We start from the raw sequence: 25,339 nt of genomic DNA, 5'->3' as shown, positions 1-25,339 counted from the left end.
CCCTCCCACACTTTGAACCGCGCATGATCAGGACACTTTGTTATGCCCACTGCCGTCTGCCGCTTCATCCTCGCCGCCCTGTTGTTGCTGCCTTTTGCCGCACACGCCAGCGACGCCGAAGACTTCCTGTCCGCCAACCCCAGCCAACAAGCCAAACTCCTCCAGGACTGGGCCGCCCAGCCTGACCCGGCCCGCATCGAGTTGGTGGACGCCCTGCAACAAGGCCAACTCACCGTCAACGGTGAGACCAAGACCATCCGTTTGAACAACCGCCTGCGCAGCCTGATCGACAACGTCCAGGCCAGCCAGCAACTGCTCGCCGCCGACCCCAAGGTACGCCTGGCCGCTGCGGTGACCCTGCAAAAAAGCGCGCAGCCTGCGCAGCTCAAATTCCTCGACCAGCAGGTCGCCAGCGAGACCAACGAAGAGGTGCACTCCGCGTTGAGCCTGGCCCTGGCCAACCTGCAACTGGTGGACCCCGACCCCGTGGTGCGCCTGGCCGCCGTGCGTTTGCTGGGCAGTACCGGCGACCCGCTGGCGCGGACGCGCCTTGAGGCGCTGTTGGCCCCCGGCGTGGAAACCGATACGGCCGTGCACACCGCCGCCGAAACCAGCCTGGCCCAGGTCAAACGCAAACTGATGCTCGGTGAAGTGCTCGGCCAGGCTTTCAGCGGCATGTCCCTGGGCTCGATCCTGCTGCTGGCGGCCCTGGGCCTGGCGATCACCTTCGGCCTGCTCGGCGTGATCAACATGGCCCACGGCGAAATGCTGATGCTCGGCGCCTACTCCACCTACGTGGTGCAGATGCTGATGCAGCGCTACGTGCCGCAAGCCATCGAGTTCTACCCGCTGATCGCGCTGCCGGTGGCGTTCTTTGTCACCGCCGCCATCGGCATGGCCCTAGAGCGTACGGTGATTCGCCACCTGTACGGCCGCCCGCTGGAAACCCTGCTGGCCACCTGGGGCATCAGCCTGATGCTGATCCAGTTGGTGCGCCTGGTATTCGGCGCGCAGAACGTCGAAGTGTCCAACCCTGCGTGGTTGTCGGGCGGTATCCAGGTGCTGCCCAACCTGGTGCTGCCGTACAACCGCATCGTGATCATCGCCTTTGCATTGTGCGTGGTGGTGCTGACCTGGCTGCTGCTGAACAAGACCCGCCTGGGCCTGAACGTGCGTGCCGTGACCCAGAACCGCAACATGGCGGCCTGCTGCGGCGTACCCACCGGGCGCGTGGACATGCTCGCCTTTGGCCTGGGCTCGGGCATCGCCGGGCTGGGCGGCGTGGCGCTGAGCCAGATCGGCAACGTCGGCCCGGACCTGGGCCAGAGCTACATCATCGACTCGTTCCTGGTGGTGGTGCTCGGCGGTGTCGGCCAGTTGGCCGGTAGCGTCATGGCGGCCTTCGGCTTGGGCATTGCCAACAAGATCCTCGAACCGCAGATCGGTGCGGTGCTGGGCAAGATCCTGATCCTCGCGCTGATCATTCTGTTTATCCAGAAACGCCCGCAAGGACTCTTCGCACTGAAAGGACGGGTGATCGACTGATGAACCAGCCATTGATGCTCACGGCCACGCAAAAGGCCGGCCCCAAGGTAACGATTGCGGTGGGAGCGGTGATCCTGATCCTGCTACTGGCGCTGGCGCTGTGCTCGCTGTTGTCGCCGGACAACCCGCTGCATGTGTCGGCCTACACCCTGACGCTGGTGGGCAAGATCCTCTGCTACGCCATCGTCGCCCTGGCCCTGGACCTGGTGTGGGGGTATGCGGGGATGTTGTCCCTCGGCCACGGCCTGTTCTTTGCCCTGGGCGGTTACGCGATGGGCATGTACCTGATGCGCCAGGCGTCCGGTGATGAACTGCCAGCGTTTATGACCTTCCTCTCGTGGACCGAGTTGCCTTGGTATTGGGTCGGCACCGAACACTTCCTCTGGGCCATGTGTTTGGTGGTGTTGGCGCCAGGTTTGCTGGCGCTGGTGTTCGGCTTCTTCGCCTTCCGCTCGCGGATCAAGGGCGTGTATTTCTCGATCATGACCCAGGCCCTGACCTTTGCCGGAATGCTGTTGTTCTTTCGCAACGAGACCGGCTTTGGCGGCAACAACGGCTTCACCAATTTCCGTAGCATCCTGGGCTTCGGCATTACCGAACCGGGCACGCGGGCGGTGTTGTTCGTGGCCACAGTGCTATTGCTGGTGACCAGCCTGTACATCGGCTGGCGCCTGGCCCAGAGCAAATTCGGCCGGGTGCTGACCGCGCTGCGTGATGCCGAGAACCGCCTGATGTTCTGCGGCTACGACCCACGCGGTTTCAAGCTGTTCGTGTGGGTGTTGAGCGCGGTGCTGTGTGGCTTGGCCGGGGCCTTGTATGTGCCGCAAGTGGGCATCATCAACCCCAGCGAAATGTCGCCGACCAATTCCATCGAAGCGGCCGTATGGGTCGCCCTGGGTGGGCGTGGCACGCTGATCGGCCCGTTGCTGGGCGCCGGCGTGGTCAATGGCATGAAGAGTTGGTTCACCGTGGCCTTCCCGGAATATTGGCTGTTCTTCCTGGGCGCGCTGTTCATCATCGTCACGCTGTACCTGCCCAAGGGCGTGATCGGCCTGCTGAAAAAACGAGGTGAATCATGAGGTATCTGGAAATGCGCGCCGCGGGCGCCGCCGCCGAATTCATGCTCGAACCGATCCTCGACGCCGGCAGTGGCCGCGAGGCCATCGGCCTTGGCCAGGCGGCGGGCAAGGGCCTGAACACACGCCACGGCACCATCCTGACCCTGGAAGACATCAGCGTCAGCTTCGACGGTTTCAAGGCCCTCAACAACCTGAACCTGTACATCGGCGTGGGCGAGTTGCGCTGCATCATCGGCCCCAACGGCGCGGGCAAGACCACGTTGATGGACGTGATCACCGGCAAGACCCGGCCCAGCCACGGCACCGCCTGGTTTGGCGAAAACCTGGATTTGACCGGCATGAGCGAAGTGCAGATCGCCCAGGCCGGTATCGGCCGCAAGTTCCAGAAACCCACGGTGTTTGAAGCCCTGAGCGTGTTCGAAAACCTGGAGTTGGCGCAGAAGACCGACAAATCCGTGTGGGCCAGCCTGCGTGCGCGCCTGAGTGGCGAGCAAAAAGACCGTATCGACGAAGTGCTCGACACCATCCGCCTCACCGCCTCGGTGCAGCGCCCGGCGGGGCTGTTGTCCCACGGCCAGAAGCAGTTCCTGGAAATCGGCATGCTGCTGATGCAAGACCCGCAACTGTTGCTGCTGGACGAACCGGTGGCGGGCATGACCGACGCCGAAACCGAATTTACCGCCGAACTGTTCAAGCGCCTGGCGGGCAAGCATTCGCTGATGGTGGTGGAGCACGACATGGGCTTTGTCGGCTCGATTGCCGACCATGTGACCGTGTTGCACCAGGGCAGCGTGCTGGCCGAAGGGTCGTTGGAGCAGGTGCAGGCCGATGAGCGAGTGATCGAAGTCTATCTCGGTCGCTAAGTTCGCTTTTCTGTAGGAGCGAGCTTGCTCGCGAAGATCGTCAACGATGACGCGGGCATCCTGAATGCACGCAGCGCCCTCAGGTTTTTCGCGAGCAAGCTCGCTCCTACAGGGACATGAGGAGAATTTGGAAATGTTGCAAGTCGACAAGCTGCACCAGTACTACGGCGGCAGCCACATCCTGCGCGGGCTGTCCTTTGATGTGAAGGTCGGCGAAGTCACCTGCCTGCTGGGCCGCAACGGCGTGGGCAAGACCACCCTGCTCAAGTGCCTCATGGGCTTGCTACCGTCCAAGGAAGGCGTGGTGAATTGGGAAGGCAAGCCCATCACAGGGTTCAAGCCGCACCAACGGGTGCATGCCGGCATCGCCTACGTACCACAGGGCCGGGAGATTTTCGGGCGCCTCACGGTGGAGGAAAACCTGCTGATGGGCCTGGCACGTTTCCCCGGTTCCGAGGCCAAGGAAGTACCGGCGTTTATCTACGAACTGTTCCCAGTGTTGCTGCAGATGAAACATCGCCGTGGCGGTGACCTGTCCGGCGGCCAGCAACAACAGTTGGCCATCGGCCGCGCCCTGGCCAGCCGCCCACGCTTGCTGATCCTGGATGAGCCCACCGAAGGCATCCAACCCTCGGTGATCAAGGAGATTGGCGCGGTGATCAAAAAGCTCGCAGCCCGTGGCGACATGGCCATTTTGCTGGTGGAGCAGTTCTACGACTTTGCCGCCGAACTGGCCGACCAGTACCTGGTGATGTCCCGAGGCGAAATCGTGCAGCAGGGCCGTGGAGAAAATATGGAAACCGAAGGTGTACGCGGCTTGGTAACCATCTAATCTGTAGCCTCCTAACGATAAGCACGCTGCCATGAACCTGCCCGTTACCCCTGCCCTGTTCACCCCCAGCTGGCATGCCGAGCTGGAACTCGGCTACGCACGTTTCGGCGACACCACGCGCCCGGTGATGCGCCGCCACCTGGGGCCATTGCGGGTGCAAAAACACCTGTACGCCGAAGGCCCCGAGGTGTGCCAGCACATCATCGTGCACCCGCCCGGCGGGATTGCCGGCGGTGATCGCCTGGATATCAGCGCCCATGTGGCGCAAGGCGCCTGGGCCCAGTTGACCAGCCCCGGCGCGGCCAAGTGGTACCGCGCCAGCGGGCCGGCGTTCCAGCAGTTGGACCTGACGGTGGAAGCCGGCGCCACCCTGGAGTGGCTGCCCCAGGAAACCATCGTATTCAGCGCGGCCCAGGCCGAACTCACCACGCGTATCGAACTCAAGGGCGATGCGCGGTTGTTCTACTGGGACGTGATCGCCCTGGGCCGCCCCGCCAGTGGCGAGCGTTTTGACCTGGGCCACTTTCAATCCCACCTGGATATTCGCCGCGACGGTCAGTTGCTGTGGCATGAGCGCCAGCGCATCAACGGCGCCGATGGCTTGCTCGACTCGCCCATCGGGTTGGATGGGCAACCGGTGTTTGCCACATTGCTGCTCACCGGCGATATCGACCCTGAACTACTCGAACAATGCCGCGCCCTACCCCATGCGGTGCGCGGCGACCTGAGCCAATTGCCCGGTTTGCTGGTGGCCCGTTGCCTGGCCAGTGAAGCGCTGTTGGCAAGGGCTTGGTTGATTGATTTATGGAAATTGCTGCGCCCGGCGGTGCTTGGCCGGGAAGCGGTACCACCGCGAATTTGGAGCACATGAAGATCTAACAGTGGGAATGGGTTTGTGTGGGAGCGGGCTTGCTCGCGAATGCGGTGGATCAGTAACAGATGCATTGACTGACACACTGCATTCGCGAGCAAGCCCGCTCCCACACAAGCTCACTCAACATTGGATCTCTGGTGTATTTGAGAATGTATTTATGAAGGACCTTGAACCATGGACCTGACCCCACGGGAAAAAGACAAACTGCTGATCTTCACCGCAGGCCTGGTGGCCGAGCGCCGCCTTGCGCGGGGCGTGAAGCTCAACTACCCGGAAACCATCGCCTACATCTCCGCCGCCCTCATGGAAGGCGCCCGCGATGGCCGCACCGTGGCCGACCTGATGCACTACGGCACCACCCTGCTCAGCCGTGAACAGGTGATGGAAGGTATCCCGGAAATGATCCCGGACATCCAGGTGGAAGCCACCTTCCCCGACGGCACCAAGCTGGTCACCGTCCACCAGCCCATCGCGTGAGACCTGATGATGATTCGTGACGCAACCCAACACGATCTGCCGGCGATCCGCGCCATCTACAACGACGCGGTGCTCAACACCACGGCGATCTGGAACGAACAACCGGTAGACCTGGGAAACCGCCAGGCCTGGTTCAGTGCGCGGCATGCCCAGGGTTATCCGATTCTGGTGTCGGTGGAAAACGATGAAGTCACCGGCTACGCCTCGTTCGGCGACTGGCGCCCGTTCGAAGGTTTCCGCTACAGCGTCGAGCACTCGGTGTATATCCGCAGCGACCAACGCGGCAAAGGCCTTGGGCCGCTGTTGATGCAAGCCCTGATCGAACGCGCGCGCCTGTGCGGCAAACAGGTGATGGTCGCCGCCATCGAAAGCGGCAACCAGGCCTCGATCCGTCTGCATGAACGCCTGGGTTTCATCACCACCGGGCAAATGCCCCAAGTGGGCATCAAGTTCGGCCGCTGGCTGGACCTGACCTTTATGCAGCTGGCCTTGAACCCGGGCGCCGAACCGCCCAAGGAGTGATGTCGATGAACGCCGCGCAACTGCGTCGAGTCAATGCTGAAAGTTTTGCCCATTACCGCTCCGGCTTGGTGGAACTGTTGCTGGACGCGGTCAAGAACGGCGCATCGGTAGGCTTTATGGCCGACTTCGATGAAACCCAGGCGCGCACCTATCTGAGTGGTGTGCAAGCCAGCATCGAACACGCCAGCCTGTTGCTGTGGGTGGTGGTGCGCGACGAGCAGGTGATTGCCAGCGTGCAGTTGGCGCTGTGCCAGAAGGCCAACGGCCTGAACCGCGCCGAAGTGCAAAAGCTGCTGGTGCACAGCAGCGCCCGCCGCCACGGCCTGGGCCAGCAATTGATGAACACCCTGGAACTTGCCGCGCGCCAACACAAGCGCGGCCTGCTGTACCTGGACACCGAGGCCGGCTCGCCCGCCGAAGCCTTTTACCAGTCGCTGCGCTACACCAAGATCGGTGAGTTGCCCGACTACTGCCAAAGCCCGGACGGGCGCTACAGCCCGACCGCCATCTACTTCAAGACCCTGGGGCAACCTGCATGATTCCTGGCGAATATCAGATCCAGCCTGGCGAGATCGAACTCAACGTCGGCCGCCGCACCCTCACCCTGAGCGTGGCCAACAGCGGCGACCGACCGATCCAGGTGGGCTCGCATTATCATTTTTTCGAGACCAACGACGCGCTGACCTTTGATCGAGCGGCGAGCCGGGGCATGCGCCTGAACATTCCGGCGGGCACCGCGGTGCGGTTCGAGCCGGGGCAGAGCCGGGAGGTGGAGTTGGTGGATTTGAGCGGTGGGCGGCGGGTGTTTGGGTTTGCCGGTCGGATTATGGGTGACCTTTAGGGCCTCTTCGCGAGCAAGCCCGCTCCCACATTTTGACCGCGTTCGCCTGAACAACACCGACCCCATGTGGGAGGGGGCTTGCCCCCGATAGCGGACTCACATTCAACACACATTTTTCAGGGCACACATATGAAAATCTCCCGCCAAGCCTACGCCGACATGTACGGTCCCACCGTCGGTGACAAGGTCCGCCTGGCCGACACCGAGCTGTTCGTCGAAGTCGAACAGGACTTCACCGTCTACGGCGAAGAAGTCAAATTCGGCGGCGGCAAGGTCATCCGCGATGGCCAGGGCCAGAGCCAGTTGCTCGCCCACGAAGTGGTCGACACCCTGATCACCAACGCGCTGATCATCGACCACTGGGGCATCGTCAAAGCCGACGTGGGCCTGAAAAACGGCCGCATCCACGCCATCGGCAAGGCCGGCAACCCGGATATCCAGCCCGGCGTGACCATGGCCATCGGCGCCAGCACCGAAGTGATTGCTGGCGACGGCATGATCCTCACGGCCGGCGGCATCGACAGCCATGTGCATTTCATTTGCCCGCAGCAAATCGAGGAAGCGCTGACCAGCGGCGTCACCACCATGATCGGCGGCGGTACGGGCCCGGCCACCGGCACCAACGCCACCACCTGTACCTCGGGCCCGTGGCACCTGGCGCGCATGCTCCAGGCCAGTGATTCGTTCCCGATGAACATCGGCTTTACCGGCAAGGGCAACGCCAGCCTGCCGGAGCCTTTGATCGAGCAGGTCAAGGCCGGCGCCATCGGTTTGAAACTGCATGAAGACTGGGGCACCACCCCGGCCAGCATCGACAACTGCCTGAGCGTTGCAGACGAATACGATGTGCAGGTGGCGATCCACAGCGACACCCTCAACGAATCGGGGTTTGTCGAAACCACCCTGGCCGCCCTCAAGGGCCGCACCATCCACACCTACCACACCGAAGGTGCCGGTGGCGGTCACGCGCCAGACATCATCAAGGCCTGCGGTTTCCCCAACGTGTTGCCCAGCTCCACCAACCCGACCCGGCCGTTCACCCGCAACACCATCGACGAGCATCTGGACATGCTGATGGTCTGCCACCACCTGGACCCGAGCATTGCCGAAGACGTGGCCTTCGCCGAAAGCCGCATCCGCCGCGAGACCATCGCCGCCGAAGACATCCTGCACGACCTCGGTGCGTTCTCCATGATCAGCTCCGACAGCCAGGCCATGGGCCGCGTCGGTGAGGTGATCACGCGCACCTGGCAGACCGCCGACAAAATGAAAAAACAGCGCGGCGCCCTGCCCGGCGACGGCCCCGGCAACGACAACTTCCGCGCCAAGCGCTACATCGCCAAGTACACCATCAACCCGGCGATCACCCACGGCATCAGCCATATCGTCGGCTCCATCGAAGTGGGCAAGTGGGCCGACCTGGTGCTGTGGCGCCCGGCGTTTTTCGGCATCAAGCCGACCCTGATCCTCAAGGGCGGCGCGATTGCCTCAAGCCTCATGGGCGACGCCAACGCCTCGATCCCGACCCCGCAGCCGGTGCATTACCGCCCGATGTTCGCCAGCTTCGGCAGTTCGCTGCACGCCACCAGCCTGACCTTTATCAGCCAGGCGGCGCAGGCGGCGGGCTTGCCCGAAACCTTGGGTTTGAAGAAGCAGATCGCGGTGGTCAAGGGCTGCCGCGAGGTGCAAAAAACCGACTTGATCCACAACGACTACCTGCCGGACATCGAGGTCGACCCGCAGACTTACCAGGTCAAGGCCGACGGTGTGTTGCTGTGGTGTGAACCGGCCGAGGTGCTGCCCATGGCCCAGCGGTATTTCCTGTTCTAAACCCCGCTTGCACCTGACGGAGGGCCGGGCTGGGGATGTACCGTCAGCTCGGCGTCGGTCAAGCGCTCGATCAACCCAGCCTCGGCAATACCCAGTTGGTCCTGCAAGCCTAGCGCCTGAGTGTCATAGTCGGCGCGCGCGAGCCCGCCGGCTTCGACCTGTTCCAGCAACTGCGCAAGCTGCTCGTGGAAGGGTTTGCTCAATACGTCGAATTGCGCGCGGTGCTTGTGGGTGAGGTAGTCTTTCCAGAAATCCCGGGACAGCAGGGCCTGGCGTTCTTGCGGCGAGTTGTTCAACGCCAGGATGCGGGCACGGGCATCCGACAGGTCCTTGGCCGCAACATTGCCCAAGCGGGTAAAGCGCACCTGGCTTGGCTGACCGGGCAGCTCCAGATCGTCTTTCAACCCATATCGATAGGCCAGGCGAACCTCGACCTCTTCAATCATCGCTATCGCCTGGCGTTTAGCCTGCAACGACAGTTGCGGGTCGTTCTGGATCTGCTCGGTGCGCTCGGCAATGCATCGCAGCGCGGTCTTTTCCACCTCGTCCAAACGAAACAAGCCACGGGCCAGTTTCAACAACGCCGGCCCCTGCGCCGCATCGCCTGCCGCCGCCTTGGCGCGGTAGACCATCTGCATCACTTCCAGGTTGCTGAACGACAACGCGGCCCGGTCACAGCAGGCGGCACGCCCGGCCCAGGTGAACATTTCTTCGCGCAGGGCTGCGGACTCGACGTTGGGTTCGGTGATGCTGTCGATCACGTTCCACACCCGACGCTGCAGGTCGTCACGGGCAGCCGGTGGCGCGTCAACGTCGCTGAGTACCTGGAAAAACCCAGGGCTGCCAGGGTCATCCCGCAGGGTCGACCACTGAGCCGTGCGGCGCGCCACCTGCTGGGCATCCAAGCCTTGGGTCCACCGTTCGAACCCGGCGCCCAGAGGGCGGGCCACCACCGGCGAGCGCAGGCCCAGTGCCGTGCTGATCAACCGCAAGGGACGACCGATCTCCAACTGGCCGCCCTCTTCCAGGCGAGTGGCATACGCCCGAACCTGCTGCAGGGCAGCTTCGGTCAACGGGTTGTTGCCGACATTGGTAATGCGGCTCAGGCGAACGGAGCGCTCCAGTTGCTGCTCGGTGGGCGCAACGATGTGTTCGGGCAAGGAGGTCAATTGGTTATGACTGAGGTCGATGTCGTCGAGTAACAGCTGCGACTCCAGCCCAGCGGGCCAGCGCTGGATGTCGGTACCGCTCAGACGGACCGAACGCATATCCGGAATGTGGCTGAAGTCCGGCGCAATGCCCAGCGGATTGTGGTTCATCCACAGCGCTCGCAAGGTGGTGCGCTCGGCCAGGACCCGGGCGCTGGCAGGGGTGAGCCGGATCTGATTGTCGCTTAGAAACAACCGCGTCAAGCCGTGCATCTGCCCCACCGCCGGAGGCAGTTCGCGCAGTTGGTTGTTCGACAGATCCAGCCAGCGCACCCCGCGAAAGCCGGAAAGAAAACCCTCCGGCGAGGTGCTCAGGTTCATGCCGGTGAGCTTGACGGAGCCGACATGGCTGAAGTCCGCTTCCAGGTCGGGCAGGCTCGGCAACGTTAAGCCACTGAGGTCCAGCTCCAGCCCGATAGGCGTACGGTCGGCGGCAAATCTCATCGGGGTTTCCTGGCGCCAGCAGGCCAGGATGCGGGTACGGGCCATGACGCGGTCATCACGTTGCGCAAGGTTTTCCAGAACCTGGTCCATGCGTATGTAGCGCTGGCGTGCGCCGCCGCCGGAAAACACCCAGCCGTCCAGTTGCGCCCTGAGTTCGTTGTACTCCTCCAGCATCCGATGCAGCTGTATCTGGGCATCCTCACCCAGGTTCCAGATGAATTGCCGACATTGGCCAATATCGTAATTGGGGTACATGCGCCGCACCTGGACGATGGGGGGGGACTCCACCGAGAAGCTGTCCCCGCGACCATTGAGCAACATATCGGGATGGGTGTGGGACAGCCGCCGCCAGTAGTCGTCCAGCGCCTGTTCTGTTTGGGCGGATAAGTGATTGCCCCGGATCGACGTCACTTGGTTGATTCTGATCATTTGCTCGGCGTACTCAGCCGGCGGCTCCAGATGCTCCCGAGGGATAGTGCGCAGGCGGTTGTCCCGCAGGTTCAGCTCCCGCAGGTCGCTCTGATCGCGCAGGCCTGTGGGCCACTGCTCCAGTCCGGTTTGGCTCAGATCGACGTACCTCAAGTGCGGCATGCCACTGAAATCTGGAGCCCGCTCCAAGGGGTTGAGCGCCAGGTCCAGCAGTTCCAACTGGTTCAGTTGCGCCAGTTGTTCGCCCCCCTCAGGCGTCAAACGGATATGGTTTTGCCGCAAACGCAACTGAGTCAATTGACTCATCTGCTCCAAGCCTTCGGGCAGTTCGGCGAGGCCCGCTTCGCGGATACGCAGGCGCTTGAGTTGCTTGAAATTATTCAGGAAGGTTTGAGCATCGCTGTTCCATGGGGTGTTGGTCAGTTCCAGCTCTTGGACGTGGCTGAAATCCGCCGTGAGTGCAGGCAGGTTGAGTGGATGGCCAGGAGCGATACTGAGTGTGTTGGCCTGGCGACGCCAGCAACGCTTGATGGCATCGGCGAAAGTCTTCACGAACCCGCCCTGGCGATCGAAGGCCGTGGTGCTCACTGACGGGGCATTGTCCCGCACCCAGTGCTTGAGGTCGCGTTTGAGGGTGGCGTATTCGTCTTCCAGGCGTGACAACCCGCTACGCACTTCGGTGCCAAGGGAGCGCAGCAACGCCTCAGTCTCCTCCTCGGTGTAGTCCGGGAACAGCCGGCGCACGCGCTCGGGCGGAGAGCGCAGTGCGTTGGCAGCCGTGTCCACCAGTTGCCGTACACCACGGCCACCGCCGAGCAAACGCATCGACGGGTCGTAGGCCGGTTTGCGCAGCGGCTGCTCCAGCAGTGCCGCACGCAGGCTCTCGCGCGAACGCGTACCCAGGGCTTGCAGGCGCGGGGTGTCGGCAGTGGCCAGCGACTCGACGAACAACCCTTCCCAGGCGCGGGTCAGGCGCAGCTCCTGGGTCTGCCATTGGGCCTGCTCCAGCACGTTGATCGGTAGCTGGCCGGTGCTGCGAAAGCTGTGCAATTGGTCGTCACTCAAGGTTTTGAGCAGGTGCTCGGCCATGGCGCCCGGCAGGCTGGGGAACTGAGCCTGGACCCTCGCGGTGTCGGGGTGATGGCTGATCGTGCGCGCCTTGTAACGCTCCTCCACCAGCGTGTTTTCAAAGGATTGAACCTCTGTACCGAGGTAATGGCGCAGTTGCCGTGCGCGCTCGGGCAAGGACTCGCCGGCTTGGCCGGGGAACTCACTCAGGCTGGGATCAACGTCTTGAAAGTAACCCAGCACCTCTTGCAACAACTCACCACGCGCTTGCGCACCATCGGGCAGCACGATGGCTCGTCGCGCCTGGCCAGGCAGTAGCGGATCACTCCAGACTTGCGTCCCATCGCGCTCAAGCACCACGTACGACTCCTCCGGCAGCAGGCCACGGCGGCGCAGCAGGTCCATTTGCAAAACGGGGTCGGCCTTGGCGTACTCCAGGGCATCGTGCGACTTCATCTGCGTGATAAAGGTGGCCACCTCATCCGCCACCTTGAAGCGCTGCAAGGTATCGGCCAATGCCAGGGGCACCGGCTCCTGGTCCAGGTGCCCGGCGCGCAAGGCATCGGCCTCGATGCCGCTGGCCTCGCACGCCTGGCGCAGGCGCTCGGCGCTCAGGCCTTGCACCGGCTCGCCCGAGCGTCGCAGGGTGGTCCCGTCGTCCCAAGTCAGTGGATGTTCAAGCTCGTGTTGCCAGGCGCCTTCATGGTTATGCTCCAGGTGCGGCGCATAGGCCTGCGGCCGCTCGGGGTGCTGGATGCGGTATTCGGCGGTTTGAGGGTCGTATGCCACGGCAAAGTGGTCGCCCTCCAACGGCAGCACGCGCTGCCCTTGATGGGCATACAGGCCCAGCACGTCCGGTTTGGCATCGGGCGCCAATTGCACCGCCACCTTGTAGGGCGCCAGATCGGCTTTCCAGAGTTTTTGCTGACCATCGGGCAGGCTCACCGGTTTGAGTTGCTCGATCACCGCCGGGGTGCTGAGCGCCTTGCCCACCACCCTGCCGCCTGCCGCCATCACGCCGATAAACACCAGGTTCTCGGCCACATCGGTCAAGTGCCCCAACGCTGCCTCGCGGTCGCCCTCATGCCACTCCACCACGCCTTCGAAGGTCTCGTACAACAGTTGCGCGGCCATCACCGCCATCATCACTTCCCCAAGTCCCGGTACAAACATCGACACCAGGTTCAGCGCCAGCAGCCCGGCACTTTCCAGGGCCGCGATCTTCCTGGCGCGCACCGCCGCATCCACATCCGCGGTGGGCACTGCATGGCCACGAGCGTCGGCGATCAGTTTGTCGCGCAGCTTGTCGAAGCTATCGCCCCAAAGCTCGACGTTGTCTTGCCACGGCTCGCGCTTGGCGATGACCTGGATATAAAAGTTCGGGTCTTTGATCGGTTCGCGAGCCGTGGGCGGCGGCGGGGGCAATTGCTTGGGGCCGACAAGCAACGAGAGGGTCGTCGAAACGAACGGCAATATATATTGGCCAATGCGCAGCGGGCTGTAAGGGTCACGGGGCTGCTCGGACGCGTCCTCGGTGAGGCGGCGCAGGTAGGTCGGCTGGTCGGGGTAGGCGATGTAGTTCTTGAGAAAACCTTGATAGGGCGTCAGCCCCGCGCCCGCCTTGGCGCCGTCCATCAACTGGCGGGTCAGCTCCGCTTGCAGGTCTTGGAGGCTCGCGTATTTTTTCAGCGGGTGGAGCGGGTCGTGGGGGATGTACACCAGCACCGCTTGGGCGTGCTGGTGTTTGTCCGCGGCAACGAACGCGGTGCAGCCCGACAGACGCAGGCCCATCAGACTCAGGTCGTTGAACCAGACCGGTTTGCCGTTATCGCGGATCTCTGGGTTGCCTGCGATCACCGCACCGATCACGGCGTAGTCGCCGGGCTCTATATCTTGCTTGAGCAGTGCGGTGTAGGCAGCGGCTTGCAGAGCGTCTTTCTGGGCCTGGATCACCAGGTCGCGCAGGCCGCTGGCGTTGTGGAAAAACGCCGTCAGCCGCGACTGGTATTGCGTGCCGATGTCGAGGCGGCGGCACACGCTCAGGAAGCTTTCGATGCTGATACCCAAGGCCACGCTGGCGTCGTGTTCAGCCGGCCCGCTCTTGAAACCTGAAGTGGGCCCAAAGGCGTCGGCCGCGCATTCGCCCTCTTCAAAGTTGTGCAACGCCGCTTGCAGCAGGCTCAGGGTCAACACCGAAAAACTGCCGATGCGGATGCCAAACGCGCCCAGTTCCACGGGCTTGCGCAAGTCCACATAAGTGCTGTCCAAATCCGGCTCGATACCGAACTGCGCCTTGAGTGCCGCAGCCAGCAACGGCTTGGCGAACACCTCGACGCTGGGCAGGCCGGCCATGGCCTGGTCAAGGGCATTTTGCGAGTGCGCGCAGGCACTGGTGTAGTGCTGCAACTGGCGGCGTTCGCTGGCCGTTAAGCTGGCGAGCCAGTCGACTTCATGGGTAGGCGCGGCCTTGACGGCGCCGCGAGTGGTGGCCGACGCCTGGGTCAGCCAGGCGGGCACTTTTTGCTTGATCACCTCGTAAGCCGCAGTTTGCGGTTCGAGGCGGGGTGTATCGACAGGCATGGGTGACTACTCACTGATTCAAAGTAGTCATCAGCAGATCATGCCCGGCAGCCCTCGCTGCGGTAGGTAGTTAGTGCGTGCGGCCGCTGGCGGAGGGAGGCCGGCCATGGTGTCGCCCGTCGGCACACCATGGCCTAATTCAGAATCCGCGCCAGACCGTCAGCGCGGGGGCGTCAGGTTCAGAAGTGTTCCCGCGGGTTGAACGCGGCTTTTTTTGCCAGTTCCTGCCACAGCGCAATGGTCTCGTCGTCTGCCTGCTTGGGCATCACGGCCTTGAGCTGGATGTACAGGAACCCCCGCTCGCCAGCCTTGTTCAGCAAGCCATGGCCCTTGGCGCGCATGCGCTGGCCGTTCTGGCTGCCCGCCGGCACCTTGAGGTTGATCTTGCCGGTCAGGGTCGGCACCGCCACTTCTGCGCCCAAGGCCAGTTCCCACGGCGCCAGCGGCAGGGTGATCACCAGGTTTTCGCCTTCCACTTCGAATTTGGAGTGCGGCGCAAACTTGATGATCAGGTACAGGTCGCCATTGGCTCCACCGCCAATGCCTGGTGCACCTTGCGCCTTGAGGCGGATGCGTTCACCGTCGGCCACGCCGGCGGGGATCTTCACGTTCAGACTCTTGGTGGTGTTGCTCACATGCCGGCCCGAGGCGTCGTACTGCGGCACCTGGAAACTGATCTGCTTGGACTCGGCCGACAGCGTCTCTTCAAGCGACACCGTCAGTTGCATCTCCACATCCTGGCCCTTGCGCCCGGCTGGACGGCGCTGGCCGCCGCCAAAGGCATCGCCACGGGAGCCGAAGATCGAGCTGAAGAAGTCCGAGAAGTCCTCGCCGCCGCCGCCGCCGCCAAAACCGCCACGGCTCTGCCAGCCCGGTGGCCCCTGGAACGGCTGGCCATGCTGGCCGTATTTGCGCAGCTCATCGTATTCGGCGCGCTTGTCGGCGCTTTTGAGCGCCTCGTAGGCTTCGGACGCGTCCTTGAACTTGGCTTCGGCGTCTTTTTCCTTGCTCACGTCAGGGTGATATTTGCGCGCGAGCTTGCGATAGGCGGCCTTGATTTCCTTGTCATCGGCCGTCGGCTCGACACCCAGAATCTTGTAGTAGTCTTTGAAATCCATCGGCGGTTCACCATCCTTAATCGAGATCGCACAGCCCGGGGCACAACGTGCGCTGGTTTGCACCTGTTGAGTGATGTGGCCTGGGGGTGCGTCAAAGTGTTATCGGCACTTGCCGTATGCAGCAGATGTGGGGGCGAATCGCCAGGTTTCAAGCAAGATTTAACAGATGGTCGGCCTACGCATCCGCCCTCGACTGACATACACTGCGCGGCCGTTTTTCAACCGGAACCTGATTGTCATGGAAAACCCATCCCCGGCCCGTGCCTGCGGCATCGACTTTGGCACGTCCAACTCCACCGTCGGCTGGATCCGCCCCGGCATGGAAACGCTTATCGCGCTGGAGGACGACAAGATCACCCTGCCGTCAGTGGTGTTCTTCAACTTCGAAGAACGTCGCCCGGTGTACGGTCGCCTGGCGCTGCACGAGTACCTGGAGAACTACGAAGGCCGGCTGATGCGCTCGCTCAAGAGCCTGCTGGGTTCCAAGCTGATCAAGCACGACACCAGCGTATTGGGCACGGCGATGCCGTTCACCGACCTGCTGGCGCTGTTTATCGGCCAGCTCAAGAGCCGCGCCGAAGCCAATGCCGGTCGCGAGTTTGAAGAAGTGGTGCTGGGCCGCCCGGTGTTTTTCGTCGATGACGACCCGCTGGCCGACCAGGAAGCCGAGAACACCCTGGTGGATGTGGCGCGCAAAATCGGCTTCAAGGACATCTCGTTCCAGTACGAGCCGATTGCGGCGGCGTTCGACTACGAGTCCACCATCGAGAAGGAAGAGCTGGTGCTGATCGTCGACATCGGCGGTGGTACCTCTGACTTCTCGCTGGTGCGCCTGTCGCCGGATCGTCGCCACAATGACAACCGCCAGAGTGACATCCTCGCCACGGGCGGCGTGCACATCGGCGGTACCGACTTCGATAAGCAGCTTTCGCTCAACGGCATGATGCCGCTGTTCGGCTACGGCAGCCGCATGAAGAGCGGCGCCTACATGCCCACCAGCCACCACATGAACCTGGCCACCTGGCACACCATCAACTCGGTGTACTCGCAAAAATCCCAGCTGGCCCTGGGCAGCATGCGCTACGACATCGAAGACACCGGCGGTATCGACCGCCTGTTCAAGCTGATCGAAGAGCGCGCCGGGCACTGGTTGGCGATGGAAGTGGAAGAAACCAAGATCCAACTGACCCACCAGGACAGCCGCCATGTGGCGTTGGACCGCATCGAAGCCGGCCTGAGCGTGGACCTGAGCCGCACCCTGTTCGAGTCGTCCATCGACAGCCTGCTGGAGCGTGTGCGCGGCAGCGTAACGCAGTTGCTCAACGATGCTTCGGTGAGCGTTGCGCAGGTGGACACGGTGTTCTTTACCGGCGGTTCCAGCGGGATCCCGGCGCTGCGCCACAGCATCTCGGCGATGTTGCCGAATGCGCGGCATGTGGAAGGCAATATCTTTGGCAGTATCGGCAGTGGTCTGGCGATTGAGGCCAGCAAGCGGTACGGCTACTGAGTTTTAGTTCAGAGACCGCAGCGACCCTTTCGCGAGCAAGCCCGCTCCCACATTCGACCGCATTTCAAAGTTGGAACTCGGTCAAGTGTGGGAGGGGGCTTGCCCCCGATGAGGCCAGCTCAGGCAACACAAGGCTTAAACCATCCCACCGAGCTTCAGCTCACTCTTGAGATACGCATAATAAATCGGCCCCGCCACCACACCGGGCAAGCCGAAAGCGGCCTCAAACACCAGCATCGCCAACAACAATTCCCACGACTTGGCACTGATCTGCCCGCCCACGATCCGCGCGTTGAGGAAGTACTCGACCTTGTGGATAACAATCAGATACCCCAACGCCGCCACCGCTACCCAGATCGACAGCGACAACGCGACGATGGTGATCAGCGTGTTGGACATCAGGTTGCCGATCACCGGCAGCAGGCCCAGCAGGAAGGTCAGCACGATCAGGGTCTTGGTCAGCGGCAGGTGAATCCCGCACAGCGGTAGCACCACAGCCAGGAACACTGCGGTGAACGCCGTGTTGAGCGCAGCAATCTTGATCTGGGCAAAAACGATATTGCGAAAGGCCTGGACCAGCAGGTGCAGACGGTCGAACAGCGCGGCGGCCAGGGGTTTGCGCTTGGTCAGGTCGGGCACGCGCTGCAGGGCGATGATCGCGCCAAGCACCATGCCGATCAGCAAGGTGACGAACATGTGGGCAGCGTCTTTGCCTACCAACTGCAACTCGCTCAGGTGCTTGCTCATCCAATCGCCAATGGCCACGCGAAACTCAGCGGCGCTGGCGGGCAGGTAGGCGTCGATGAACGGCGGCAACTGGCCGCGTGCGCGGTCGACCACGCCCATGAATTTGTCGAGGGAGGCTCCGGGGTTTTCCGCCTCATGCAGCAGAAAGCTGATGGCGCCGGCGAAGATCAGGGTGAGCACGCTGACAATCAAAGTTCCCAGCAAGGCTACCGCCAGCCAGCGCGCACGCCGACCCTCGATCAGCCGTTGCAATTGGGGGGTGAGCATGTTGACCAGTTCATAGACCAACAAGCCGGCCAACAGGCTGGGCAGCAACTTGAGCGGCAGTACCAGCAGCAACCCGCCGAAAATGATGATGTAGCTGGCCAGCAACAACACATGACGCTGAGAAAACGTTGGCATACAGCCTCAAAACGAACGGCGTTAAAGGATGGGCAGTCTGCCAGCCTTGAAGGAATCAAGCGAGAGTTCTGAAAATTGTGAACACCGTCAATGGGGGAGCGGGCTTGTGTGGGAGCGGGCTTGCTCGCGAATGCGGTGTATCAGTCGCCAGCTTTGTTGACTGACCCACCGCATTCGCGAACAAGCCCGCTCCCACAGGAAATCTGCGTGAATCAGCTGCCTTTGAGGCAAGTGCTCATAAAGGTTTTGCGCGCGTCGCCCGTCAATGCCTTGGTTTTGGCCGAGGCATTGCAGTCCTTCATCTTCTGCTGCTGCGGGGTCAGGGTCTTGGCGTCGTTGGCCGCCGGGGCCGACAGGCAGGTTTTCATAAAGGCCTTGCGCTCGTCGCCCTTGAGGGTCTTGGTGGTGGCCTCGGCGTTGCAGGTGGTCATTTTGTTTTGCTGGGCGGTGGCAGCGAAGCCTTGGGAACACAGCAACAGGCCCATCATCAACAGCGGAATTCGCAGCATCTTCATGGAGTTTTCTCCCGGTTACCGTGCCGAGGGGCACGGCCTGTAGAGCAGTGTAGTCAAAGCCTGTTACATCTTCACCGTGGGCGGATATTCGACCGGCGGTACTGCTCCGGGGTACAGCCGGCGTGGCGTTGGAACATCGCGATAAAGGCTGACGCGGTGCTGTAGCCCAGGTCGAACGCCACATGTTGCACGCTGTGGTCACTGTCCAGCGCCTCAATGGCCGCGAGGTAGCGCAGGCGCTGGCGCCATTCGCCGAAGCTCATGCCCAACTCCCGCACAAACTGGCGCGCCAGGGTGCGTTCGCTGACGTGCACCCGCTCGGCCCACTGGGCCAAGGGGCGGTTGTCGGCCGGGTCGGCCTGCATGCCTTCCAATACACCCAGCAACCCCGGGCTTTGCGCGTAGGGCAGGAAACCATCGTGGATCGGCGCCTGCCTGAGTTGGTCCACCAGCACCTGGGCCAGGCGGATGTCAGCTTCGGTCTGCGGGATATTTACGTCACGCTGGGCGAAGTCGCTGAGGATGGCCTTGAGGATGTCACTGATCGCCAGGGTGCAGGGCTGTTGCGGCAGCTGGGTGCAGAGTTCCGGGGCCAGGCCCACCGAGTGATAGACAATCGCCTCGGCATTGTAGGAACTGTGCTCGGTGTGGGGAGGCACCCAAACCGCATATTGCGGCGGGGACATAAAGCGGCTGCCGGCCACCTCCATGCGCATCACACCGCTGGCGGAATAGTCCAGCGAGCCCCAGGCATGTTGGTGCGGGGTGCACTCGGTATCCGGGGCGAAGTCCGAATAGCGAAAATACACCGGGCTGGGCAACTGGCGAAAATCCGCAAGGCGTATGTTGTGCTTGGCCATATTGTCTGGATGCAACGGTCGTTTGTCTGTGTCGCAGTATAGGCTTCGATCCAGACAATGGATAATCCGGCCTCATCAACACACCTGGTTTCTTTCAATGCAATACGCTTATCCGCTGCTGGCCATTTTTATCTGGGCGGGCAATACCGTCGTCAACAAGTTGGCCGTGGGCGCGATTTTCCCCGCCGAGATCGGTTTTTACCGTTGGTCCCTGGCCGCGCTGCTGTTTACCCCCTTCATGATCAAGCCGGTGATCGCCCACTGGGCGCTGATCCGCCCGAACCTGGGCAAGATCGCCATCCTTGGCGTGCTGGGCATGGCGGTGTACCAAAGCCTGGCGTACTACGCCGCATCGCTGACCAGCGCGACCAACATGGGCATCATCCTGTCGCTGATGCCATTGATGGCGTTGACGGCGGCCATCATCAGCCTGGGCCAGCGCCTCACTTACGGTGCCCTCACCGGTGCGGTGCTGTCGTTTGCCGGCGTGGTCGTGGTGGTGTCGTCGGGCAGCCTTGGCGCGTTGCTGCAGCATGGGGTGAACCTGGGTGACGGCATGATGCTGGTCGCCACGCTGGCCTATGCGGTCTACAGCACGCTGCTGAAAAAATGGCAGCTGCGCCTGCCGCCGTTGGTATTGCTGTATTTGCAGGTGCTGGTGGCGGTGGTGGTGCTGTTTCCGCTGTACCTGTTTTCGGCAAAAGCAGGGCTTGGCTGGGCGAACATCCCGCTGGTGCTGTACGCGTGCCTGTTGGCGTCGATGCTGGCGCCATTGGCATGGATGCATTCGGTAAAAACCCTGGGGCCGAGCCGGACCACGCTGTTTTTCAATTTGCTGCCGTTGATTACGGCACTGATAGCGGCCGTGGTGCTGAAAGAAGAATTGGCGCTGTATCACCTGGTGGGAGGCTTGTTGACACTGGGCGGGGTAATTCTGTCGGAGCGGTGGACTACACCGGTAAAAGCTGACTGAACGCGGTCAAAATGTGGGAGGGGGCTTGCTCCCGATAGCGGTGTATCAGCCACATATCCAGTGACTGACACCCTGCTATCGGGAGCAAGCCCCCTCCCACATTAGACTCCTGCCGCCTTGAGCCTTTGCGCATGCTCCACAAACAACCGAATCGGCTCCGCGCCCTTGCCCACCAGCCCCATCGACTGGTTGACGATATCGAAGTGGTCCAACGGGTAGTCATCACCGATCACCAAGCCCAAATGTGAGCTGTAGCGCCCCACCATGCCGTCGCATTGGCCTTTTTCCAGCACAAAACTGCGGGCAAACAGGCGGCAGCTGCGGTTCGTGCCATCGAACAGGTTGCGCCCACGGTCGGTAATGCCCGGCTGCAAGGTGCCGGACCACGAGTAATAGTGCACACCGTTGACCTCTTCTGCACCCTGCCCGCCCCAGGTCTCGGGCAGCCCTTGTGGGTATTGACGGTTGAACAGCGCAACACCCGCGCTTGTGAGGGAATGGTGCGAGGCCTGCAGGTCTGCCTTGAAGCGGGGCCCGCGATAGCCGGTTTCCAGCACGCCCATGACCCAGGCCACCACATGGAACAGCGCGCTCATGATGCGGCCCTTGACCCCGTCGATGGGGTAATGGACGTGAATATGGTCCGCCAACTCCGAACCGTGGTTGGGCCCCGCCACCGACGTCACCGACGCCACCCACTCCGGGCGCCTGGCTGCCGCGTAACGTGCGGTCAGCGAGCCCTGGCTGTGGCCGATCAGGTTGACCTTGTCGGCGCCGGTTGCGCGGCGAATCTGCTCGATCTGCACCAGCAACTGCTCGCCGCGCACCTCGCTGGAGTCCAGCGGTGCTACTTGCACGGGGAACACCTGCGCCCCGCCTGCCCGCAGCGCCGGAACGATGCCGTACCAATAGGGAAAAAACCCCAGGCGCACAAAACCGAGCATGCCGGGCACCAGCACCAGGGGGTAACGCGTGGCTAATGACTGCGGCATGGGCCGAACATCCTCGATCAGGAAGGTGCCTTGAGGCTAGCCCAGTCCCGCGACGAGCTTGTGACATAAATCCGATAAAACTTTTTGCGTAACGCGGCACTCACAACTTGGAGCGATCACGCCGCCAGAGCGTGGCGCAAAACCGGATTAGCCCCAGGAGATTGAGATGACTGAAGCACACCTGACAGACGTTGCCACCCTGCGCAGCCGCGCCCGCCAGAACGTCGAAAACGGCGCCGTGACCGAAGGCTATGACGCCGACCGCGAAGAAATCATCCGCTTGCTCAACACCTCGCTGGCCACTGAGCTGGTTTGCGTGCTGCGCTACAAGAGCCACTACTTCATGGCCAGTGGCATCAAGGCTTCTGTCGCCGCCGACGAGTTCCTCGAACACGCCACCCAGGAAGCCGAGCATGCCGACAAGCTCGCCGAGCGCATCGTGCAATTGGGCGGTGAGCCGGAGTTCAACCCGGACCTGCTGACCAAGAACTCCCACGCTCAATACGTGGCGGGCAACTCGCTGAAAGAAATGGTCTACGAAGACCTGGTAGCTGAGCGGATTGCGGTGGACAGCTATCGCGAAATCATCCAGTACATCGGTGATAAAGACCCGACCACGCGCCGTCTGTTTGAAGAAATCCTGGCCCAGGAAGAAGAGCACGCCGACGACATGGCGGACATCCTCGAAAGCCTGTAACCCAGCAACACTGCAATACCAATGTGGGAGGGGGCTTGCCCCCGATAGCGGTGGATCAGTCGATAGAGTTATCAACTGACAGACTGCCATCGGGGGCAAGCCCCCTCCCACATTTGGATCTGTGTTGGGCCAGTTAGCCCTTCACGGTTTTCGGGGCTTTGCCTTCCTTCATCTGTTGCAGCAGCGGTGCGCATTCATTGGGTTCACCACCACTTGGGGCGACCAAGGCAAGCAGCCCAGCAGCCGGCCCAGCAATCACACCCAGCGCCACCATCCCTGCACCGCGCAACGCCAGTGGAATCGCTTTGACCCCAGCATTGGGCTTGATGAACGGTCCATTGACGTACAGCGGCGAGCGCAGGGAGAACAAGCGGAAGCCCTTGGACTCAGGCGTGATCGTCAGGTCCAGTTGCTCGCTGGCCATGTTCGCCGTGCCATCGATGTAGATGATGGCGTTCTCGGTATCGAACACAAACAACCGCGTGGTTGCCAGGCCAGTCTTGATGCCGAAGTCGGCCGCCGCGCAGTTGATCTTCACTTCCTTGTCGCCAAACAGGCGGCCCACCACGTAGTTGCCCACATTCAGCCCGGCAATTTCCATCAGGCTGCGGCTGATGGCGCCGTCGTTGATCAGCATTTTCAGATCGCCGTTGGAGGTGCCCAGCAGCGCGGCCACAGAGTTGCCACGCCCGGAAATATCCGCGTCGCCGTTGAGTTCGCCAAAGCTGGTTTTCATCGGTTCAAAGGTTGGGAACAACTGCTTGAGCTTGAAGTTACGCGCGGTGAGCTTGGCACGGCCTTCCATCGGCGTGATACGGCCGTTCAGGCGGATTTGCGCGTCCAGCTTGCCGCCGGCCACGCCAAAGCGCAGGGGTTCCAGGCTCAGTTCGCCGTCGTTGAGTACCAGGTGGGTGTAGAGGTCGGTGAAGGGCAGTTCGGCACTGTGCACGATGCGTTTGCCAGTGAATTCCACATCGGCATCCATGTCGCGCCAGCGCTCGGTGCGAAACTCTTCCACCGGCAGCACTTTGGTCGCCGGCTGTTTGCTTTCGCCGCCACGGGCTTTTTGCTTGGCGTTGGAGTCGGCGCCGATCAGGGGGGCAAGGTCGGTCATCAGCAATTGGTTGGACACCAGCGCACCGGTGAGTTTGGGCCGCGGCTGGCTGGCCACATAGCCCAGGTTGCCGTGGATATCGCTGTTGCCGATTTTGCCGTTGAAGTTTTCATAGCTGAACGAGGCACCTGTGGGTTCGTGCAGCTTGGCGATCAGGTGGCCGTCGGTGGAGTACGCCGGCGAATCCGGCAGGGTTACGCCGGTAAGCGGGTACAGGTTGCCCAGGCTGCTGCCTGCAAGCTTGAGGCGCAGGTCGAGGGCGCCCAGGTTCAATGGGTCGGTGAGGGTACCGGCCAGGGCGATGCTGGTGTCGGCGATCTTGACCTGCGCCTGCAGCGGAAACGGCTTGGCCGCGTCCTGCAGGGCCAGCAGGCCGCCGATCTTGCCGGTGCCGTCGAGTTTCTGGCCGTGGTATTGGCCTTTGACCTTGAGGCCGAATGCATAGTCCTGGGGCTTTGATCCTTTTTCCAGGGCCTTCTTGGCATCGGCATCGCCGACAATTTCGCCAAAGGGGATGGGTTTGCCCAGCGGGTCGATGATCACATCCAGTTGGGTCTTGAGGGTCTGGTCGTCGAGGGTCACGTGGCCTTTGTCAAAGCCGATGGCGCCGATGTCCACCACCCAGTTCGACGGTTCGGCATTGGGGTCCTTGGGGTCGAATTTGAAGGTCCAGTTGGCACGGCCATCGGCCAGGCGCTGCAACTGGGCACTGGGTTCGGTGAGGTCGATACGCGGGATCACCACGCGCTGCACCAGCAATGCCAGGGGCGAAATGCGCAACTCGACTTTCTTGAGGGTGACCATTTGCGGCTGTTTCGACCAGTCTGGGTTACCCAGGCTCAGGTCTTCGGCGATCACATGGGGCCATGGCACCCAGGCGCGCCAACCGCCTTCATCGGGCTCCCGCGCCCACGCCACCGCCAGGTTGCCGTTGATGGCAAATGGACGATGCAGCTCTTCAGAAACCTTGGCATTGATCTGCGGCTTGATGCGGTTCCAGTCGAAGAACACCAGCACCAATACCACCACGGCGATTAACAGAACGAAGCTGGCGCAGCTCCAAGCGACGATTTTACGAGTGCGCGTCATTGCACAGGACTCCTGAATACGACTACTGGCTGAACTACAGCCCATAAGGGTACGACTGGCAAACCGCCCAGGGGTTTAACCCGGTAACCGATTTAACCGCAAAAACCTGTTTTCCTGACCAACTCGACAGATTCAACCCATCGATGGCGCACCATTGTTACCCAGGATCGTGTCGAAAATACCCACCACGGTGCAAAACCGCGGGCTTGAGAGGCGCGAGATAGAGCCCTCGCCGTGAACAATCAATTCCGTTGATTATTACCATTGTATTTATGAACTTTTATATCGACTTATCGAGAGTAGCATTAGCCCTGTACCCACTTTATCGCCCTCCCAAGGAGCAACGACCATGAAACGCCAAATACTCGCTACTGTCCTCTTGTCTGTCCTGGCTTCCAGCGCTTTTGCCCTGCCCGCCGCCGAACAAGCGACCCCACAGAACAAAGCCCAAGCCGTTCAATCCAGCCAAACCCTGGCTCGCAGCGGTTCGCAAGAAGAAGAGAACCGTGACTACGCCAAAGGCGGCGTTGCTGAAAACGGTTCGGAACAAGCCAACAAACGCGCTTACACCGAAGGCCTGACTGAAGGTGGCCGTGATCGCCTGGAACAGAAAGGTCTGGTTGAAGGCGGCGCTGAACAAGCCAACAAACGTGCCTACACCGAAGGTGTTGCCGAAGGTGGTGCTGACCGCCTGAAAGAACTGCACGAAGCACAGAGCTAAGCCTGTGGTGGC

21 protein-coding genes are annotated in these 25,339 nt (G+C 62.0%); 14 read left to right on the top strand and 7 right to left on the bottom strand.

Annotated elements, in window-relative coordinates; genetic code table 11:
- Nucleotides 1-42: 42 nt before the first annotated feature.
- The 10 genes from urtB to ureC all read left to right on the top strand — a co-directional run bounded on the left by urtB (nt 43) and on the right by ureC (nt 8,863).
- The gene (gene urtB / locus DYL59_RS24055) at nt 43-1,545 is read left to right on the top strand and encodes an urea ABC transporter permease subunit UrtB (RefSeq protein ID WP_135291414.1); all 1,503 of its coding nucleotides are present in this window, start codon (nt 43-45) and stop codon (nt 1,543-1,545) included.
- Entirely contained in the window at nt 1,545-2,624 is a 1,080-nt protein-coding gene (gene urtC, locus DYL59_RS24050) for an urea ABC transporter permease subunit UrtC (protein ID WP_135291413.1), read from the top strand. The genes urtB and urtC overlap by 1 nt, the downstream gene beginning before the upstream one ends.
- A gap of 11 nt (nt 2,625-2,635) precedes the next feature.
- Nucleotides 2,636-3,487, top strand: coding sequence for an urea ABC transporter ATP-binding protein UrtD (urtD, locus tag DYL59_RS24045; protein WP_135291448.1), 852 nt, complete (start codon nt 2,636-2,638; stop codon nt 3,485-3,487).
- Between the two features lie 133 nt (nt 3,488-3,620).
- Nucleotides 3,621-4,319 carry an urea ABC transporter ATP-binding subunit UrtE gene (gene urtE / locus DYL59_RS24040; RefSeq protein ID WP_135291412.1) on the top strand — a complete coding sequence of 233 codons (699 nt, stop codon included), beginning with the start codon at nt 3,621-3,623 and terminating at the stop codon, nt 4,317-4,319.
- A gap of 31 nt (nt 4,320-4,350) precedes the next feature.
- Nucleotides 4,351-5,190 (top strand): urease accessory protein UreD, encoded by an 840-nt coding sequence (locus tag DYL59_RS24035; RefSeq protein ID WP_135291411.1) that lies wholly within the window; start codon nt 4,351-4,353, stop codon nt 5,188-5,190.
- Between the two features lie 177 nt (nt 5,191-5,367).
- Nucleotides 5,368-5,670, top strand: coding sequence for an urease subunit gamma (gene ureA, locus DYL59_RS24030; protein ID WP_003171437.1), 303 nt, complete (start codon nt 5,368-5,370; stop codon nt 5,668-5,670).
- Nucleotides 5,671-5,679: 9 nt separating this feature from the next.
- Nucleotides 5,680-6,192 (top strand): GNAT family N-acetyltransferase, encoded by a 513-nt coding sequence (locus DYL59_RS24025; protein ID WP_135291447.1) that lies wholly within the window; start codon nt 5,680-5,682, stop codon nt 6,190-6,192.
- A gap of 5 nt (nt 6,193-6,197) precedes the next feature.
- Entirely contained in the window at nt 6,198-6,731 is a 534-nt protein-coding gene (locus DYL59_RS24020) for a GNAT family N-acetyltransferase (RefSeq protein WP_135291410.1), read from the top strand.
- Entirely contained in the window at nt 6,728-7,033 is a 306-nt protein-coding gene (locus tag DYL59_RS24015; protein ID WP_135291409.1) for an urease subunit beta, read from the top strand. The genes DYL59_RS24020 and DYL59_RS24015 overlap by 4 nt, the downstream gene beginning before the upstream one ends.
- Nucleotides 7,034-7,162: 129 nt before the next feature.
- The gene (ureC, locus tag DYL59_RS24010; RefSeq protein WP_135291408.1) at nt 7,163-8,863 is read left to right on the top strand and encodes an urease subunit alpha; all 1,701 of its coding nucleotides are present in this window, start codon (nt 7,163-7,165) and stop codon (nt 8,861-8,863) included.
- Here the strand turns inward: ureC and DYL59_RS24005 are convergent.
- Complete coding sequence (locus tag DYL59_RS24005; protein ID WP_135291407.1) at nt 8,860-14,592, bottom strand: NEL-type E3 ubiquitin ligase domain-containing protein; 5,733 nt, start codon at nt 14,590-14,592, stop codon at nt 8,860-8,862. The two genes, ureC and DYL59_RS24005, sit on opposite strands and share 4 nt — an antisense overlap.
- Nucleotides 14,593-14,771: 179 nt before the next feature.
- Complete coding sequence (locus tag DYL59_RS24000) at nt 14,772-15,710, bottom strand: DnaJ C-terminal domain-containing protein (RefSeq protein WP_135291406.1); 939 nt, start codon at nt 15,708-15,710, stop codon at nt 14,772-14,774.
- A 238-nt stretch (nt 15,711-15,948) separates the two neighbouring features.
- Here DYL59_RS24000 and DYL59_RS23995 point away from each other — a divergent pair, with 238 nt between their 5' ends.
- Nucleotides 15,949-17,217, top strand: coding sequence for an Hsp70 family protein (locus DYL59_RS23995; RefSeq protein WP_135291405.1), 1,269 nt, complete (start codon nt 15,949-15,951; stop codon nt 17,215-17,217).
- A 135-nt stretch (nt 17,218-17,352) separates the two neighbouring features.
- Here DYL59_RS23995 and DYL59_RS23990 read toward each other — a convergent pair whose 3' ends face one another.
- The 3 genes from DYL59_RS23990 to DYL59_RS23975 form a co-directional block, all read right to left on the bottom strand.
- Nucleotides 17,353-18,366, bottom strand: coding sequence for an AI-2E family transporter (locus DYL59_RS23990; protein WP_032878157.1), 1,014 nt, complete (start codon nt 18,364-18,366; stop codon nt 17,353-17,355).
- Nucleotides 18,367-18,578: 212 nt separating this feature from the next.
- The gene (locus tag DYL59_RS23980) at nt 18,579-18,881 is read right to left on the bottom strand and encodes a PsiF family protein (RefSeq protein ID WP_010213547.1); all 303 of its coding nucleotides are present in this window, start codon (nt 18,879-18,881) and stop codon (nt 18,579-18,581) included.
- A 71-nt stretch (nt 18,882-18,952) separates the two neighbouring features.
- A complete protein-coding gene (locus DYL59_RS23975) occupies nt 18,953-19,741 on the bottom strand; it encodes an AraC family transcriptional regulator (protein WP_135291404.1) in 789 nt (262 codons plus the stop codon).
- Nucleotides 19,742-19,838: 97 nt separating this feature from the next.
- Here DYL59_RS23975 and DYL59_RS23970 point away from each other — a divergent pair, with 97 nt between their 5' ends.
- A complete protein-coding gene (locus tag DYL59_RS23970; protein WP_135291403.1) occupies nt 19,839-20,714 on the top strand; it encodes a DMT family transporter in 876 nt (291 codons plus the stop codon).
- A 101-nt stretch (nt 20,715-20,815) separates the two neighbouring features.
- On the opposite strand, the gene DYL59_RS23965 is transcribed toward DYL59_RS23970, so the two are convergent.
- Nucleotides 20,816-21,706 (bottom strand): esterase/lipase family protein, encoded by an 891-nt coding sequence (locus tag DYL59_RS23965; RefSeq protein WP_135291402.1) that lies wholly within the window; start codon nt 21,704-21,706, stop codon nt 20,816-20,818.
- A 166-nt stretch (nt 21,707-21,872) separates the two neighbouring features.
- Between DYL59_RS23965 and DYL59_RS23960 the strand changes: the two genes are divergently transcribed.
- A complete protein-coding gene (locus DYL59_RS23960) occupies nt 21,873-22,403 on the top strand; it encodes a ferritin-like domain-containing protein (protein ID WP_135291401.1) in 531 nt (176 codons plus the stop codon).
- Between the two features lie 133 nt (nt 22,404-22,536).
- On the opposite strand, the gene DYL59_RS23955 is transcribed toward DYL59_RS23960, so the two are convergent.
- Nucleotides 22,537-24,606 (bottom strand): AsmA family protein, encoded by a 2,070-nt coding sequence (locus tag DYL59_RS23955; protein ID WP_135291400.1) that lies wholly within the window; start codon nt 24,604-24,606, stop codon nt 22,537-22,539.
- A gap of 349 nt (nt 24,607-24,955) precedes the next feature.
- Between DYL59_RS23955 and DYL59_RS23950 the strand changes: the two genes are divergently transcribed.
- Complete coding sequence (locus DYL59_RS23950; protein ID WP_135291399.1) at nt 24,956-25,327, top strand: hypothetical protein; 372 nt, start codon at nt 24,956-24,958, stop codon at nt 25,325-25,327.
- Nucleotides 25,328-25,339 lie beyond the last annotated feature (12 nt).

The sequence above is a fragment of the Pseudomonas kairouanensis genome, assembly GCF_004682055.1.
Taxonomy (GTDB): Bacteria; Pseudomonadota; Gammaproteobacteria; order Pseudomonadales; family Pseudomonadaceae; genus Aquipseudomonas; species Aquipseudomonas kairouanensis.
This window is presented reverse-complemented; position numbering and strand designations above follow the sequence as displayed.

Excerpts from the sequence above, each read along its gene's own strand:
- DYL59_RS24005 (WP_135291407.1), bottom strand. The coding sequence starts at position 14,592 with ATGCCTGTCGATACACCCCGCCTCGAACCGCAAACTGCGGCTTACGAG.
- urtC (WP_135291413.1), top strand. The coding sequence starts at position 1,545 with ATGAACCAGCCATTGATGCTCACGGCCACGCAAAAGGCCGGCCCCAAG.
- DYL59_RS24025 (WP_135291447.1), top strand. The coding sequence starts at position 5,680 with ATGATTCGTGACGCAACCCAACACGATCTGCCGGCGATCCGCGCCATC.
- DYL59_RS23960 (WP_135291401.1), top strand. The coding sequence starts at position 21,873 with ATGACTGAAGCACACCTGACAGACGTTGCCACCCTGCGCAGCCGCGCC.
- DYL59_RS23965 (WP_135291402.1), bottom strand. The coding sequence starts at position 21,706 with ATGCCGCAGTCATTAGCCACGCGTTACCCCCTGGTGCTGGTGCCCGGC.
- DYL59_RS24000 (WP_135291406.1), bottom strand. The coding sequence starts at position 15,710 with ATGGATTTCAAAGACTACTACAAGATTCTGGGTGTCGAGCCGACGGCC.
- ureC (WP_135291408.1), top strand. The coding sequence starts at position 7,163 with ATGAAAATCTCCCGCCAAGCCTACGCCGACATGTACGGTCCCACCGTC.
- DYL59_RS24020 (WP_135291410.1), top strand. The coding sequence starts at position 6,198 with ATGAACGCCGCGCAACTGCGTCGAGTCAATGCTGAAAGTTTTGCCCAT.
- urtD (WP_135291448.1), top strand. The coding sequence starts at position 2,636 with ATGCGCGCCGCGGGCGCCGCCGCCGAATTCATGCTCGAACCGATCCTC.
- DYL59_RS24035 (WP_135291411.1), top strand. The coding sequence starts at position 4,351 with ATGAACCTGCCCGTTACCCCTGCCCTGTTCACCCCCAGCTGGCATGCC.
- DYL59_RS23995 (WP_135291405.1), top strand. The coding sequence starts at position 15,949 with ATGGAAAACCCATCCCCGGCCCGTGCCTGCGGCATCGACTTTGGCACG.
- DYL59_RS23980 (WP_010213547.1), bottom strand. The coding sequence starts at position 18,881 with ATGAAGATGCTGCGAATTCCGCTGTTGATGATGGGCCTGTTGCTGTGT.
- DYL59_RS23970 (WP_135291403.1), top strand. The coding sequence starts at position 19,839 with ATGCAATACGCTTATCCGCTGCTGGCCATTTTTATCTGGGCGGGCAAT.
- DYL59_RS24015 (WP_135291409.1), top strand. The coding sequence starts at position 6,728 with ATGATTCCTGGCGAATATCAGATCCAGCCTGGCGAGATCGAACTCAAC.
- DYL59_RS23975 (WP_135291404.1), bottom strand. The coding sequence starts at position 19,741 with ATGGCCAAGCACAACATACGCCTTGCGGATTTTCGCCAGTTGCCCAGC.
- urtE (WP_135291412.1), top strand. The coding sequence starts at position 3,621 with ATGTTGCAAGTCGACAAGCTGCACCAGTACTACGGCGGCAGCCACATC.
- DYL59_RS23950 (WP_135291399.1), top strand. The coding sequence starts at position 24,956 with ATGAAACGCCAAATACTCGCTACTGTCCTCTTGTCTGTCCTGGCTTCC.
- DYL59_RS23955 (WP_135291400.1), bottom strand. The coding sequence starts at position 24,606 with ATGACGCGCACTCGTAAAATCGTCGCTTGGAGCTGCGCCAGCTTCGTT.
- urtB (WP_135291414.1), top strand. The coding sequence starts at position 43 with ATGCCCACTGCCGTCTGCCGCTTCATCCTCGCCGCCCTGTTGTTGCTG.
- DYL59_RS23990 (WP_032878157.1), bottom strand. The coding sequence starts at position 18,366 with ATGCCAACGTTTTCTCAGCGTCATGTGTTGTTGCTGGCCAGCTACATC.
- ureA (WP_003171437.1), top strand. The coding sequence starts at position 5,368 with ATGGACCTGACCCCACGGGAAAAAGACAAACTGCTGATCTTCACCGCA.